This window comes from Mycobacterium fragae, assembly GCF_002102185.1.
In the GTDB taxonomy this organism is placed as follows: domain Bacteria; phylum Actinomycetota; class Actinomycetes; order Mycobacteriales; family Mycobacteriaceae; genus Mycobacterium; species Mycobacterium fragae.
Map to the genome: position 1 here is coordinate 61,698 of NZ_LQOW01000016.1, position 13,309 is coordinate 75,006.

General features: G+C 67.2%; 14 protein-coding genes. 3 read left to right on the forward strand and 11 right to left on the reverse strand.

The features are described 5' to 3' along the window. Nucleotides 1-873, forward strand: coding sequence for an SAM-dependent methyltransferase (locus AWC06_RS08285; protein WP_085196262.1), 873 nt, complete (start codon nt 1-3; stop codon nt 871-873). Nucleotides 874-962: 89 nt separating this feature from the next. Here AWC06_RS08285 and AWC06_RS08290 read toward each other — a convergent pair whose 3' ends face one another. The 8 genes from AWC06_RS08290 to AWC06_RS08325 form a co-directional block, all read right to left on the reverse strand. Beyond that, on the reverse strand, nt 963-2,639 hold the full coding sequence (locus tag AWC06_RS08290; protein ID WP_085196264.1) for a ribonuclease J: 1,677 nt from the start codon (nt 2,637-2,639) through the stop codon (nt 963-965). A gap of 7 nt (nt 2,640-2,646) precedes the next feature. Beyond that, on the reverse strand, nt 2,647-3,549 hold the full coding sequence (gene dapA, locus AWC06_RS08295) for a 4-hydroxy-tetrahydrodipicolinate synthase (protein WP_085196266.1): 903 nt from the start codon (nt 3,547-3,549) through the stop codon (nt 2,647-2,649). A 24-nt stretch (nt 3,550-3,573) separates the two neighbouring features. Continuing rightward, nucleotides 3,574-4,326 (reverse strand): FAD-dependent thymidylate synthase, encoded by a 753-nt coding sequence (gene thyX / locus AWC06_RS08300; RefSeq protein ID WP_085196268.1) that lies wholly within the window; start codon nt 4,324-4,326, stop codon nt 3,574-3,576. A 10-nt stretch (nt 4,327-4,336) separates the two neighbouring features. After that, on the reverse strand, nt 4,337-4,903 hold the full coding sequence (locus AWC06_RS08305; RefSeq protein WP_085196270.1) for a GNAT family N-acetyltransferase: 567 nt from the start codon (nt 4,901-4,903) through the stop codon (nt 4,337-4,339). Continuing rightward, complete coding sequence (locus tag AWC06_RS08310; protein WP_085196272.1) at nt 4,900-6,120, reverse strand: winged helix-turn-helix domain-containing protein; 1,221 nt, start codon at nt 6,118-6,120, stop codon at nt 4,900-4,902. Before AWC06_RS08310 ends, AWC06_RS08305 begins: the two co-directional genes overlap by 4 nt. Before the next feature lie 24 nt (nt 6,121-6,144). Next, nucleotides 6,145-6,825: an ATP synthase subunit B family protein gene (locus tag AWC06_RS08315; RefSeq protein ID WP_085196606.1), complete on the reverse strand. Its 681-nt coding sequence runs from the start codon at nt 6,823-6,825 to the stop codon at nt 6,145-6,147. A gap of 145 nt (nt 6,826-6,970) precedes the next feature. Beyond that, nucleotides 6,971-7,450, reverse strand: a complete 480-nt coding sequence (locus tag AWC06_RS08320; protein ID WP_085196274.1) for a dihydrofolate reductase — start codon at nt 7,448-7,450, stop codon at nt 6,971-6,973. Further along, entirely contained in the window at nt 7,447-8,247 is an 801-nt protein-coding gene (locus AWC06_RS08325; protein WP_085196276.1) for a thymidylate synthase, read from the reverse strand. The genes AWC06_RS08320 and AWC06_RS08325 overlap by 4 nt, the downstream gene beginning before the upstream one ends. Nucleotides 8,248-8,289: 42 nt before the next feature. Here AWC06_RS08325 and AWC06_RS08330 point away from each other — a divergent pair, with 42 nt between their 5' ends. Both AWC06_RS08330 and AWC06_RS08335 read left to right on the forward strand, forming a co-directional pair. Further along, a complete protein-coding gene (locus AWC06_RS08330) occupies nt 8,290-9,030 on the forward strand; it encodes a dienelactone hydrolase family protein (RefSeq protein WP_085196278.1) in 741 nt (246 codons plus the stop codon). A gap of 9 nt (nt 9,031-9,039) precedes the next feature. Further along, complete coding sequence (locus tag AWC06_RS08335) at nt 9,040-10,071, forward strand: TIGR03617 family F420-dependent LLM class oxidoreductase (protein ID WP_085196280.1); 1,032 nt, start codon at nt 9,040-9,042, stop codon at nt 10,069-10,071. Here AWC06_RS08335 and AWC06_RS08340 read toward each other — a convergent pair. From AWC06_RS08340 to AWC06_RS08350, 3 genes are read right to left on the reverse strand one after another with little or no spacing between them, the layout of a single operon-like run. Further along, nucleotides 10,043-11,026 (reverse strand): aldo/keto reductase, encoded by a 984-nt coding sequence (locus tag AWC06_RS08340; protein ID WP_085196282.1) that lies wholly within the window; start codon nt 11,024-11,026, stop codon nt 10,043-10,045. The two genes, AWC06_RS08335 and AWC06_RS08340, sit on opposite strands and share 29 nt — an antisense overlap. Further along, nucleotides 11,019-12,113, reverse strand: coding sequence for an acyl-CoA dehydrogenase family protein (locus AWC06_RS08345; protein ID WP_085196284.1), 1,095 nt, complete (start codon nt 12,111-12,113; stop codon nt 11,019-11,021). Before AWC06_RS08345 ends, AWC06_RS08340 begins: the two co-directional genes overlap by 8 nt. Then, nucleotides 12,110-13,303 (reverse strand): acyl-CoA dehydrogenase family protein, encoded by a 1,194-nt coding sequence (locus AWC06_RS08350; protein ID WP_085196286.1) that lies wholly within the window; start codon nt 13,301-13,303, stop codon nt 12,110-12,112. Before AWC06_RS08350 ends, AWC06_RS08345 begins: the two co-directional genes overlap by 4 nt. Nucleotides 13,304-13,309: the final 6 nt, after the last annotated feature.

Consider the following 13,309-nt stretch of genomic DNA (forward strand, 5'->3'; position numbering starts at 1 on the left):
ATGGCTCGAAATCCAGCGGCGCAGACTGCTTTCGGACCGATTGTGCTTGCCGGCGTCGAACAACACGAACCGCCGGGACGCCGGCTGGTCGACGACGATCTGGCGGCCCGGTTTCTGCCCGCGCCGACGCGCTGGCTGGTCGCCGCAACCCGGCCGGTACCGCTGCGACGACTGCTGGTCGCCGCGATGGACCGCGGCGGCCCCGGGCTGTGGGCCAACCTGGCCTGCCGTAAGCGCTACATCGCCGACAAGCTCCGCGAGGCGCTCGGCGAAATCGACGCGGTGGTCGTGCTGGGGGCCGGATTGGACACCGCGGCATACCGATTGGCGCGCGAAACTTCCCTCCCGATCTTCGAGGTCGACCAGTCGATCAACATCGCCCGCAAGGCCAAGACCGTGCAGCGGGTGCTGGGCGAGCCGCCGAAGTCGGTTCGACTGGTGGCGTTGGACTTCGAGCGCGACGAGCTGCTCACCACGTTGACCGAACAGGGTTATCACACCGACTATCGCACCTTCTTCGTCTGGGAGGGCGTGACCCAATACCTCACCGCCGACGCCGTGCACGCCACCCTGGACGGGCTGCGGCCGGTGGCGTCGGGTAGCCGGCTGGTGTTCACGTATGTGCGGCGCGACTTCATCGAAGGCGTCAACCTCTACGGCGCAAAGCAGTTGTACCGCAAGGTTCGTCAACGCCGAGAGCTGTGGCACTTCGGGCTGCAGCCCGAAGAAGTTGCGGAGTTTCTCGCCCGCTACGGTTGGCGGCCGATCGAACAGCTTGGGCCCGAGCAGATTGTGCAGCGCTACGTCAAGCCGACCGGTCGTAACCTCACTGCGTCGGAAATCGAGTGGTCCGTCTACGCCGAGAAGAGCTGAGATGGCCCATTCGCCGCGACACTTAATCTATTGCGACGACACGCCGTGGATTCGCAATGGTTTAAGTTTCGGCGCGGAGGTTGCGGAACCTAGACTTCGATGACGGTCGGCACGATCATCGGCTGGCGGCGATACGTCTCGCCGACCCACTTGCCGACTGCGCGGCGTACCGCCTGGGCGATCCGGGCCGGTTCGGTGACATTCTCGGCCACCAGCGACTCCAACTCCGCCTCGACCTTGCGCACGGCCGGCTCCAGCGCCTTGGGGTCTTCGGAGAAGCCGCGCGAGTGCAGATGCGGCGCGGCAGCGGGACGCCCGGTACCACGCCGCACCACCACGGTCACCGCGACGAAACCCGACGCCAGGATCAGCCGTTCACCCAGAGTGATGTCGCCGACGTCGCCGGTGATCAGGCCGTCGACGAACATCTTGCCGACCGGCACAGCGCCGGCGATCCTGGCCTTTCCACCGACCAGGTCGACGCTGACCCCGTTCTCCGCCAACAGGATTGACTCTTCCGGCACACCGGTGCTGGCGGCGAGCTTGGCGTTGGCCCGCAGCATCCGCCAGGTCCCGTGCACCGGCATGACATTGCGGGGCCGCACCCCGTTGTACAGGAACAGCAGTTCACCGGAATAGGCGTGGCCCGAAACATGCACGCGGACTTGCTGATTGGTGACGACACGCGCCCCGATCTTGGACAGCTCGTCGATGATGCCGTACACGGCCTCCTCGTTGCCCGGTATCAGCGACGACGACAAGATGATCAGGTCGTCGGCGGTCAGCGTGATGCTGCGATGTTCGCCGCGTGACATCCGCGCCAGCGCCGACATCGGCTCACCCTGAGTTCCGGTGGTGATCAGCACGATCTTTTCGGGCGGCATCATCTCGGCGGCACCGATGTCGATCAGGTCCGAATCGGCCGCCCGCAGGAATCCCAGCTCTCTGGCGATGCCCATGTTGCGCACCATCGACCGCCCGACGAACGACACCCGCCGGCCCAGCGCCACCGCGGCGTCGATGATCTGTTGCACCCGGTCGACGTTGGAGGCAAAGCATGCCACCAGCACCCGCCCGTGAGCGCCGCGGATCAGCCGGTGCAGCGTCGGCCCGATTTCGCTTTCGGACGGCCCGACGCCGGGGATCTCGGCGTTGGTCGAGTCGCACAGGAACAGGTCCACGCCGTCGTCGCCGAGCCGGGACATGCCGGGCAGGTCGGTGGGCCGGCCATCCAGCGGCAACTGGTCCAGTTTGATGTCGCCGGTGTGCAATACGGTCCCGGCGCCGGTACGCACGGCGATGGCCAGCGCGTCCGGAATGGAGTGGTTGACGGCGAAGTACTCGCACTCGAACACGCCGTGGGTGCTGCGCTGTCCCTCAGCGACCTCGATGAACACCGGTTTGAGGCCGTGCTCACGGCATTTCGCGGCGACCAGGGCCAGGGTGAACTTGGAGCCGACGACGGGAATGTCGGGACGCAGCTTGAGCAGGAACGGAATCGCCCCGATGTGGTCCTCGTGGGCGTGGGTGAGCACCAGCGCCTCTACGTCGTCGAGCCGGTCTTCGATATGACGCAGATCCGGCAGGATCAGGTCGACGGCCGGCTCGTCGTGGGTGGGAAACATCACGCCGCAGTCGATGATCAGCAACCGGCCCAGGTGCTCGAAAACGGTCATGTTGCGGCCGATTTCGCTGATGCCGCCGAGCGCGGTGACCCGCAGCCCGCCGACGGTCAGGGGACCTGGCGGAGCGAGGTCTTGATTCACCGCTGGCTCACCGAAGCACCGAGGCCGCGCGCATGTCCGCGGCCAGGGCGTCGACCTGCTCGGGCGTGGCGGCGACTTGCGGCAGCCGCGGGTCACCCACCTCGATGCCCTGCAACCGCAGCCCGGCCTTGGACATCGTCACTCCGCCGAGGCGGCTCATCGCGTTACACAACGGTGCCACACCGATGTTGATCTTGCGGGCGGTGGTGACATCTCCGGAACCGAACGCGCTCAACATGTCTCGGAGCTGACCGGCGGCCAGATGCGAGATCACGCTGATGAAGCCGGTCGCACCCATCGCCAGCCACGGCAGGTTCAGCACGTCGTCACCGGAGTAATACGCCAGCCCGGCATCGGCCATCAGCTGCGCGCCGGCATGCAGATCGCCCTTGGCGTCCTTGACCCCGACGATGTTGGGGTGCGCTGCCAGAACGCGGAGGGTGTCCGGCTGGATCGGGACCACCGAGCGTGGCGGGATGTCGTAGAGCAGCACGGGCAGGTCGGTCGCATCGGCGACGGCGGTGAAGTGCGCGATCAGCCCGGCTTGCGGCGGTCTCGAGTAGTAGGGGGTGACCACCAGTAGCCCGTGGGCGCCCTCGGCCGCGCACGCCTTGGCCAAATGGACGCTGTGCGCGGTGTCGTAGGTGCCGGCGCCGGCGATGATCCGCGCGCGGTCGCCCACCGCGTCCAGCACCGCCCGCAGCAGGGCGATTTTCTCCGCGTCGGTCGTGGTCGGGGACTCGCCGGTGGTGCCCGATAGCACCAGGCCGTCGCAGCCGGCGTCGACGAGGTGGTTGGCCAACCGAGCGGCCGCAGCCAGGTCCAGCGAGCCGTCCGGTCCGAACGGCGTCACCATGGCGGTCAACACCGTGCCCAAACGGGTATGGACGTCGAATCCGCCGGTGCTCACGGTTGTCAAGATTACCTGGCGGGTTCAAGCTTCCATGGCCAGCGGACTGGTGGCCACCTCGGTGCCGTCGGCCAACTCGGCGATCTGGAAATCGGCGAACACCGCGGGCGCGGCGTCGACGAGCTGGCGCAGGCACGCGATGGCCAGCCGCCGGATTTCCACGTCGGCTTGCTCGCTGCCCCGCATCGCAATGAAATGCCGCCAGGCTCGGTAGTTGCCGGTGACCACGATGCGGGTCTCGGTGGCGTTGGGCAGCACGGCGCGTGCGGCCTGCCGGGCCTGTTTTCGGCGCAACTGCGCGTTGGGCTCGTCGGCGAACTTGGCTTCCAGCCGGCCCAGCAGCTCGGTGTAGGTGGCCCGGCTGGCATCGGCGGCCGCGGCGAGGATCTGCTGCAGCTCCGGGTCGTCTTCCATGCCGGGCGGCACCACGACCTGCGACTGCCTCTCCGGCACGTAGCGCTGCGACAGTTGTGAATAGGAGAAGTGCCGATGCCGGATCAGCTCGTGAGTGCAAGACCGCGAAATGCCGGTGATGTAGAACGACACGCTCGCGTGCTCGAGCACCGAGAGATGCCCGACGTCGATGATGTGCTTGAGATAGCCGGCGTTGGTCGCGGTTTTGGGGTTGGGCTTGGACCAGCTCTGGTAGCACGCCCGGCCGGCGAACTCGACGAGTGCCTGGCCGCCGTCAGCGTCGGTACTCCATGGCACATCCGGCGGCGCGAAGAACTCTGTCTTGGCGATCAGTTGCACACGCAACGCCGCGGTCTCGGCCACGGCGCCAACCCTAACTGGTGGCTGTCGTGAGCCCGCCGCGACGCAGTGAGCCGATCCAGGCGTCGCGCCGCTCACCTCGCTGTTCGAGCAGACCCCGCACGGTCCCCTCCATCCGGAACCCGCACCGCTCCGCGACCCGCCGCGACGCAACGTTGCCCACCTGTGCCCGCCAGTGCACCACCTGGATGTCGGGCAGTTCGAACGCCCACGCCAGCGCCAGCCGCAGTGCCCGGCTCATCACGCCCCTGCCTCGCGCCCATGGAGCCAACCCGAAGCCCACCTCGGCGCCGCCAACGCCGTCGAACCGCAGGTCCACGCTTCCCGCGAAGCGCCCCTGGTGCTCGATGGCGAACGTTGCGACGTTGGCCCGCCAGCCCTCGGCTACCCGCCGCAGAAACTCGTGCGCGTCGGTCTCCTGATACGGCACCGGCACGGTGGTCCAGCGCTGAAACTCCGGATCCTGGCATTGCGCCACGATGTCGTTCACGTCCTGCGGACACGGCGGCCGCAACCGTAGATCCGGCCCGTCGGTCAGCTCGGGAGCCGCCGGGAGACGAACGGGTTTGCCCGACGTCATCGCGACATCCTCAGCTGCGCCGCCAGATCGCCGCGGTCACCGATCGTCACGCCCGCCAACCCCAGCCAGGCGGCCATGGTTTCCAGCTCGGTGCTCAGCGCCGCGGCCACCCGCGACGGCGACCGATCCTCTTCGATGAACGCGCCGACGACATGCAGGGCGTTCGCCGCACGGTCGGCCTTGAGGTCGACCCGGGCAACCAGCTCACCGTCGAGCAGAAACGGCCACACGTAGTAGCCGAATTGGCGCTTGGCGGCCGGCGTGTAGATCTCCAGGCGGTAGGAGAACCCGAACAGTCGCTCGACCCGGGGCCGGAAGAAGATCAGCGGGTCGAACGGGCACAGCAGGGCCGTGCCGCTGTCGACGCGCGGCACCGAGCGCCCGGCACGCAGGTATGCCGGTGCGGACCACCCGTCGACGTCGACTTGTTCGAGCTCGCCGTCGGCGACCAACTTGGCGATCGCGGGCTTGGCCTGATCGGCGGCCAGCCGGAAATAGTCGCGGATGTCGGCTTCGGTGCCCACACCCAGCGCGGTGGCCGCCCGCAGCGTGAGCTCGCGGACTGCGTCGTCCTCGTCGATTTCACGGGTCAGCACCTCGTGGGGCAACACCCGCTCGGTCAGGTCGTAGTGCCGGGCGAACCCCACCCGGGTGGCCGTGGTCAGCACACCGGAGGAGAACAGTGCCTCGGCGACCCACTTGGTGTCGCTGCGTTTCCACCAGGCGCCTTTGGCGGAGCGGGGTGCCGCGGCGAGATGCGCCTCGATCTGGCCGGCGGTCGACGGCCCGAGCTCGGTCACGGCGGCGACGATGTCGTCGGCCAGTTGCGGGTTGGCCTTGACGATATGGGTGCCCCAGCGACCATGCCGGTACCGGCGCATTCGCCAGCGCAGCAACGGCCAGTCGTCGACGGCCATCAACGCCGCCTCATGCGCCCAGTACTCCACCAGCAGCCGCGGTGAGCGCGCGCTATGGCTCCAGGCGGCGCGGTCCAGGACGTCGCGGTCGTAGGGACCGAGGCGGCTGAACACCGGCGCATAGTGGGCGCGCACCGCCACCGACACGGAGTCGAGCTGCAGCACCTGGATGCGCGAGATCAGCCTCCGCAGGTGCGTGCGGGTGACGGGTCCGGCCGGCCGCTGTTCGGTGAAGCCTTGCGCCGCAACGGCTATCCGGCGGGCCTGCGGCGCTGTCAGCCTACGGCTTCGGGCCGGCACGCCGCTGAGAATACCGACCCACCCTCACCCGGTGCTTCTCTTCTGCTCGAACGGCACTACGACACCGGCCTCCGGCGGTTTGTCGCGTTCTTGGTATGCCGCCTCCAGAGCCGCCGGAATCGTTTCAAATCCGCGGTAGACGTCCATCAGTTGCTCGAGGATCTGGAGTCGCTGCTGACGGGCCTCGTCCAGCACCCGTACCGCCTCCTCACGAACGCGATCAGCCTCCCGCTTGGCGTCCGCGAGCAGCTGGTCTCGCTCCTGCGCGGCCTTCTGCCGCTCGTCATCGATCGCCGATTGCGTTTCAGCGCGCATCTTGGTGAGCTTTGCCTCCAGTTTGCTCTTGGCTTCAGCACACTCGGCCGCCGCGGCGCTTCGCTGCGCCGCCGTTTCCGCCAACATCTCATCATGCTTTTGGCGCGCGGCCTCCGCCTCCGACTCAATCGCCGCCACGAGCGCCGCTACCTCAGCCTTTGCCTCGGCATGCATCCGAGCAACCTCGTCGACCACATGCTGCATCAGTTTGGCCATGCGATGCGCCATCGCGTGTGGCGATGGCGAGGTGTCGTTGAGGACGGCGATTTCGTTTCGCAGCGCGGCTGTTTCATCGGCGGATGCCCTCAGCCGGGTCCCTAAGCGCTCGATGTCGTCGAGCAGCGACTGCTGCTCGGCGGTCGACTCCTCGATGTAGGCATCGACGGCCATCGGATCGTAGCCCAGGAGAACACGAGGGAACTTGTGTGCTGGTCCGGTATTCACGCCCGATTCTCCTTCCTGAAATGCCTGGTAAACCAACAGAAACCGACCCAAGTCGAGTATGTCACGGTTTGCCTGCCGGTGGACAGTTTCGTCATCGCCGGCGGTAGCTGTGTAGTCGGTAGCGCAGTCCGGACCGGCTGAGCTGCCACTCCCCCGTCGCACCGACCCAGGTCTCGTCGAGCACCGGGGCAAGGACATCGCCGTCGTCGCGCGGCAAGTCGATGTCGATTTCGGTGACCTCACAGCGGGTGGCGCGCGGCATCGCCAGCGCGTAAAGCTGCTCGCCGCCGATCACCCAGCTATCCGGATCGGCCAGCGCTTCTTCCAGTGTGCTCACGACCTCAGCGCCCTCAGCCATATAGCCAGTCTGGCGGGTGACTACGACATTTCTGCGGCCCGGCAACGGTCGAACCTTGGCCGGCAGTGACTCCCAGGTGCGACGGCCCATCACCACGGTGTGACCGATGGTGAGCTCCTTGAACCGGGCCAGGTCTTCGGGCAGCTGCCATGGAATGCCACCGCCGCGGCCGATGATCCCCGATGTCGACTGAGCCCAGATCAGGCCTGTCATACCGCGACGGGCGCTTTGATCGCCGGATGCGGATCGTAGCCCTTGATGACGACGTCCTCGTAGCTGTAGTCGAAGATCGAATCACGATGCGCCAGAACCAATTCCGGGTACGGCCGTGGTTCGCGGCTGAGCTGTAGACGCACTTGCTCGACGTGGTTGTCGTAGATGTGGCAGTCACCGCCGGTCCAGATGAACTCACCGACGGTCAGACCGGCCTGCGCGGCCATCATGTGGGTCAGCAGTGCATAGCTGGCGATGTTGAACGGCACCCCGAGGAACAGGTCGGCGCTGCGCTGGTAGAGCTGACAGCTCAGCCGGCCGTCGGCCACATAGAACTGAAACAGCACATGACACGGCGCCAGCGCCATCGCCGGGATGTCGCCGACGTTCCACGCCGACACGATGATGCGCCGCGAATCCGGGTCGGTGCGCAACAGCTCCAGCGCCGCGGAGATCTGGTCGACGTGCTCGCCGGACGGAGTTGGCCACGACCGCCACTGCACGCCGTAGACCGGACCGAGATCGCCTGTGGGACTGGCCCATTCGTCCCAAATGGTGATTCCGTGTTCCTGTAACCACCTCACGTTGGAGTCGCCGCGCAAAAACCACAGCAGCTCGTAGACCACCGACTTCAGGTGCACCTTCTTGGTGGTGATCAGCGGGAAACCGGCCGACAGGTCATAGCGCATCTGGTGGCCGAACAGGCTGCGGGTTCCGGTGCCGGTTCGGTCGGCTTTGGGCGTGCCCCGCTCCAGGACCAGCCGCAGCAGATCCTCGTACGGCGTGGCGATCGGCACGCGGCCAGCTTACGTCGAAAGCCGGGGAGTAAAACGGTAGCCATGCCGAACATCACCGACACCGTCAAGACGCAGGACGGCGACTGCACCGTCCGCCTGTTCACCCCCGACGGGGAGGGTCCATGGCCGGGTGTCGTCATGTACCCCGACGCCGGCGGGGTGCGCGACACCTTCTACGAAATGGCCGCCAAATTGGCCGGCTTCGGGTACGCCGTGCTGCTGCCCGACGTCTACTACCGTCTTGGCGACTGGGCCCCGATCGACATGAAGACCGCGTTCGGCGATCCCGAGGAACGCACGCGGCTGATGAAGATGATCGGCAGCGTGACACCGATGATGATGGCCCTGGACGCCGGGTCTTTCTTCGATTACTTGGCGAGTCGCCCGGAGGTGAGCGGGGAGCGCTTCGGCACGACCGGTTACTGCATGGGCGGGCGGACGTCGATCGTGGTGGCCGGCCGGCAACCGGACCGGGTGGCGGCCGCGGCGTCGTTCCATGGCGGCGGGCTGGTGACCGACAACGCCGACAGCCCACATCTGCGGGCCGGCGACATTCAGGCGGCGATCTATGTGGCCGGCGCGGAGAACGATGCGTCGTTCACATCCGAACACGCCGAGCAGCTGGACAAGGCGCTGACGGCGGCCGGCGTCGAGCACACCATCGAAACCTATCCCGCAGCCCACGGGTTCGCCGTCCCGGACAACGAGCCCTACGACGCCGCCGCGGCCGACCGGCATTGGGCAGCGACGCGGGACTTCTTCGCCTCACATCTGAAGGGTTAGTCGGCGCGCATGCATGTCGACGCAATGACGAGTCCGGTGCCGTTGAGCCGGATCGGTGAGCTTGCCCGACGCACTCAATCCGCCGGATTCTCCGGCCTGCTGTTCACCGAGACAGGCCGCACGGCCTACCTCAACGCGGCCGTGGCGTCACAGGCCGCGCCCGGGCTCGAATTGTCCACCGGTGTCGCGGTGGCCTTTCCGCGCAGCCCGTTCGTCACGGCGGCCGCGGCGTGGGAGCTTGCCGAGGCGACTGACGGGAAGTTCCGACTGGGCTTGGGCACGCAGGTCCGTACTCACGTGGTCCGGCGATACGGTGTGGCCTTCGAGCGGCCCGGTCCGCGGCTGCGAGACTACGTCCGCGCCGTCAAGGCGTGCTTCGCGGCGTTTCGCTCCGGGAAGCTCGATCACCACGGCGAGTTCTACGACCTCGACTTCATCTCTCCCCAGTGGAGCGCGGGTCCGATCGACGCCCCCGACCCGAAAGTGGATGTCGCGGCTGTGAATCCGTGGATGCTGCGGATGGCGGGCGAGGTAGCCGACGGGGTGCATATCCATCCGATTGCCGAGCCGGGCTACATCAAGCGTCACGCCTTGCCGAACATCGCCGCCGGAGCCGCGAAAGCCGGACGCGAAGCGTCGGACATCGCGGTGATCGTGCCGGTGCTGACAATCGTCGGCGACAGCGACGAGGAGCGTGCCCAGGAGCGAGAACGCGTGCGGGCGAGCATGGCCTTTTACGGCAGCACACCCAACTATGCGTTCATCTGGGACGAGGCCGGGTTCGAGGGCACCACCGCCCGGATTCGCGAGAAGCAGAAAGCCGGCGACTTCGCCGGGATGGCGGCGCAGATCACCGACGACCACATCGGCGCCTTTGCCACCGAGTCGACCTGGGACGGACTGGCGGACGCGCTGACGCAAAAGTACGACGGAATCGCCACGCGCCTTGTGCTGTACAACGCTTTCGGTGACCCTGAGCGCATCGAGCGGTACGGCGAAGTGGCCCGCCGCGTCAGCGCCGCCCGATCACCCGCTGCATGAAGTCGGGGTAACGGGCACCCTGCACCTCGATACCGGCCGACGCGTCGTCGATCTCGCGCAGGTCGTCGGTTGTCAGCTCGACATCGGCCGCCGCGAGGTTCTCCTCGAGGCGTTCGGTTCGGCGGGTGCCGGGAATCGGGACGATCCATGGTTTCTGCGCAAGCAGCCAGGCCAGCGCGACCTGACCGGGTGTCGCGTTCTTGCGCGCGGCGATTGCTTCGAGTAGGTCGACCACGGCCCGGTTGGCCTCACGCGCATCGGGGGCAAAGCGCGGAATGCTGTTGCGGATGTCGTAGCCGTCGAATTGCGTGCTCTCGCTGATGGTTCCGGTGAGGAAGCCCTTGCCCAGCGGGCTGTACGGCACGAAGCCGATGCCGAGTTCCTCGCACGTGGGCAGTATTTCGGCCTCCGGCTCCCGCCACCACAGCGAGTACTCGCTTTGCACAGCCGTCACGGGTTGCACGGCATGTGCGCGACGGATTGTCTCCGCGGACGCCTCGGACAAACCGAAATGCCTTACCTTGCCGTCGTCGATGAGCTCCTTGACCGCCGCGGCCACGTCCTCGATGGGCACCTCGGGGTCGACGCGGTGCTGATAGAACAGGTCGATCGTCGGCACCCGAAGCCGGCGCAGCGACGCCTCGGCGACTTGCCTGATGTGCTCGGGCCGACTGTTCAGTCCCGCGATATTCCCTTTGGCGTCGAAAGCGAAGCCGAACTTGGTGGCGATCACCACCTGTCCCGCGAACGGCTCAAGCGCCTCGCCGACGAGTTCTTCGTTGGGCCCATAGGCTTCCGCAGTGTCGAAGAAGGTGACGCCGTGCTCGACGGCGGAGCGGATCAGCGCGATCATCTCGTCGTCGGGTCCCGCGGGGCCGAAGCCGCGGCTCATCCCCATGCAGCCCAAGCCAATTGCTGAGACTTCGAGGTTGTTCCCGAGAATGCGCTTATGCATGCAGGTCGACCAATTCGGCCAGCCGGGCACGGTGCCGGTAGGCGGTGCCGAAGGCCAACTGATCGGCCTTGGCCCGCTTCAGGTACAGGTGCGCCGGGTACTCCCAGGTCATTCCGATGCCGCCATGCAGCTGGATGCATTCCTCCGCGGCGTGAACGGCAATCCCGCTGCAGTAGGCCTGTGCGACGGCGGCGCCGATCGTCGCGTCTTCATGTTCCCGAGCGCGGGTGTCGGCGGCGTAACGTGCGGCCGCCGCCGCCGAATTGACTTCCACCCAGAGATCCGCCAACCGGTGCTTGATCGCTTGATAGGACCCGATCGCGCGGCCGAACTGCTTGCGCTGCTTGACATAAGCCAAGGTGGTGTCGAAACACCATTGCGCGACGCCCAGCTGCTCGGACGCGAGCAGAGCCGCGCCCGTCTCCAGTGCCGCCGCCACCGCGACCGTCCCCGCCCCGCTGCCGACGCGCGATGACTCGGCTCCCGAAAACTCGATGTTCGCAAGCGGTCTGGTCATGTCCAAGGCGAGCACCGGCGACACGTCGACGCCGGCTGCGTCGCGGCTGACCGTGTGTAACTCCAGCCCCTCCGGCCCGGCCACCGGCACTACCAGCACGTCGGCCTCGCTCGCGCCGGCCACGCTGGTGACTCGTCCGGTCAGCCCGTTCGCGCCGACACTGACACCGGCAACCGCATCGTGGGGCGCAGTGGAAAACGGCACCGCCAGCGCCGCGGTGAGCGATCCCGCCGCCAGTTCCTTGACCGTCTCGGTGTCGCCGGCGTGCAGCAGCGCGACGGTGGCCAGCACCGCGCTGGACAAGAACGGCACCGGCGCGACGGACCGGCCGATCTCCTCCATCACGACGGCAGCCTCGCGGGCGCCCGCTCCCGCGCCGCCGAGCTCTTCGGGCACCAGCAAACCGGCCATGCCCAGGTCGGCGGCCAGCGTGTGCCACACCTTGGAAAAGTCCTGCGGCGCAGAGTCATAGACGCGCATGACGGATTCCGGCGGGCATCGGTCGGCGAACAGGCGCCGCACGCTGTCGCGCAATGCTTCCTCGGTGTCGGAGTACAGCAGGTCGATCATCGGTCCAGGTCCTTCCACGCGACGTCTTTGTCGACCCGATGTTCCGGGGGCAGCCCGAGGATTCGCTCGGAAATCGTGTTGCGCAAGATCTCCGACGTGCCGCCCTCGATCGAATTGCCCCTGGCCCGCAGATAGCGATACCCGGGCTCGCGGCCGGTGAAATCGACCACATCCGGCTGGCGCATGGTCCAATCGTCATAGCGCAGGCCGGATTCCGCGTGTAGTTCGATTTCGAACCCCGAAACCGTCTGTGCCAGCCGGGCAAACGCCACCTTCATGCCGGCGCCCTCCGGCCCTGGCTGACCGGCGGTGAGTCGCTGGCGCAGCCGCAGGCCGGTCAGCCGGGTGACCTCGGCTTCCACCCACAGCCGCATCAGCTCGTCGTGCATTGCCGGATTGCGCAGCTGCGGGTCGGAGCGCCACGCTTCGGCGACCTTGCCGATCATCCCGGTTTCCCGTCCGCTGCCGGCCAGCGAGCCGATGGCAACCCGCTCGTTGTTGAGCGTGGTCGTCGCCACCTTCCAGCCGCCGCCCACGGCGCCGAGCCGGTTCGCGTCGGGCACTCGGACATCGGTCAGGAACACCTCGTTGAACTCGGCCTCTCCGGTGATTTGGCGCAGCGGGCGGACCTCGACGCCGTCGACCGTCATGTCACACAGGAAGTAGGTCAGCCCTTGGTGTTTGGGAACGTTCGGGTCGGTGCGCGCGACCAGGATCGCCATCTGCGCGTTCTGGGCGCTCGACGTCCACACCTTCTGCCCGTTGACAATCCAGTCGTCCCCATCCCGGACCGCGCGTGTGGTGACCCCGGCCAAGTCCGACCCGGCACCCGGCTCGCTGAACAGCTGGCAGTAGATGTGTTCGCCGGTGAACAACGGCCGCAGGAACTTTCGTTGTTGTTCGGCGCTACCGAACGCTGCGATCGTCGGCGCCGCCATGCCCATCCCGATGCCGTTGCGTCCACCGCCGCCCGGCGGCGCGCCCACGCCGGCCAGTTCGGCTTCGACGTGCGCTTGAAAGTCCCGCGGCAGGTCGAGCCCTCCACTGCCGACCGGGAAATGCACCCACGCCAGGCCGGCATCGAACCGCGCACCCAGGAAATCGCGAGGGTCGCTGCTCACCGGATCGTGCTCTTTCAGCAGCGTCTGCAGCCGCGAGTCCAGGTCTGCTGTTATATCGTCAGCGCCCATTGCCGC

Excerpts from the sequence above, each read along its gene's own strand:
- AWC06_RS08345 (WP_085196284.1), bottom strand. The coding sequence starts at position 12,113 with ATGATCGACCTGCTGTACTCCGACACCGAGGAAGCATTGCGCGACAGC.
- AWC06_RS08350 (WP_085196286.1), bottom strand. The coding sequence starts at position 13,303 with ATGGGCGCTGACGATATAACAGCAGACCTGGACTCGCGGCTGCAGACG.
- AWC06_RS08315 (WP_085196606.1), bottom strand. The coding sequence starts at position 6,825 with ATGGCCGTCGATGCCTACATCGAGGAGTCGACCGCCGAGCAGCAGTCG.
- AWC06_RS08330 (WP_085196278.1), top strand. The coding sequence starts at position 8,290 with ATGCCGAACATCACCGACACCGTCAAGACGCAGGACGGCGACTGCACC.
- AWC06_RS08340 (WP_085196282.1), bottom strand. The coding sequence starts at position 11,026 with ATGCATAAGCGCATTCTCGGGAACAACCTCGAAGTCTCAGCAATTGGC.
- AWC06_RS08285 (WP_085196262.1), top strand. The coding sequence starts at position 1 with ATGGCTCGAAATCCAGCGGCGCAGACTGCTTTCGGACCGATTGTGCTT.
- AWC06_RS08335 (WP_085196280.1), top strand. The coding sequence starts at position 9,040 with ATGCATGTCGACGCAATGACGAGTCCGGTGCCGTTGAGCCGGATCGGT.
- AWC06_RS08320 (WP_085196274.1), bottom strand. The coding sequence starts at position 7,450 with ATGACAGGCCTGATCTGGGCTCAGTCGACATCGGGGATCATCGGCCGC.
- AWC06_RS08305 (WP_085196270.1), bottom strand. The coding sequence starts at position 4,903 with ATGACGTCGGGCAAACCCGTTCGTCTCCCGGCGGCTCCCGAGCTGACC.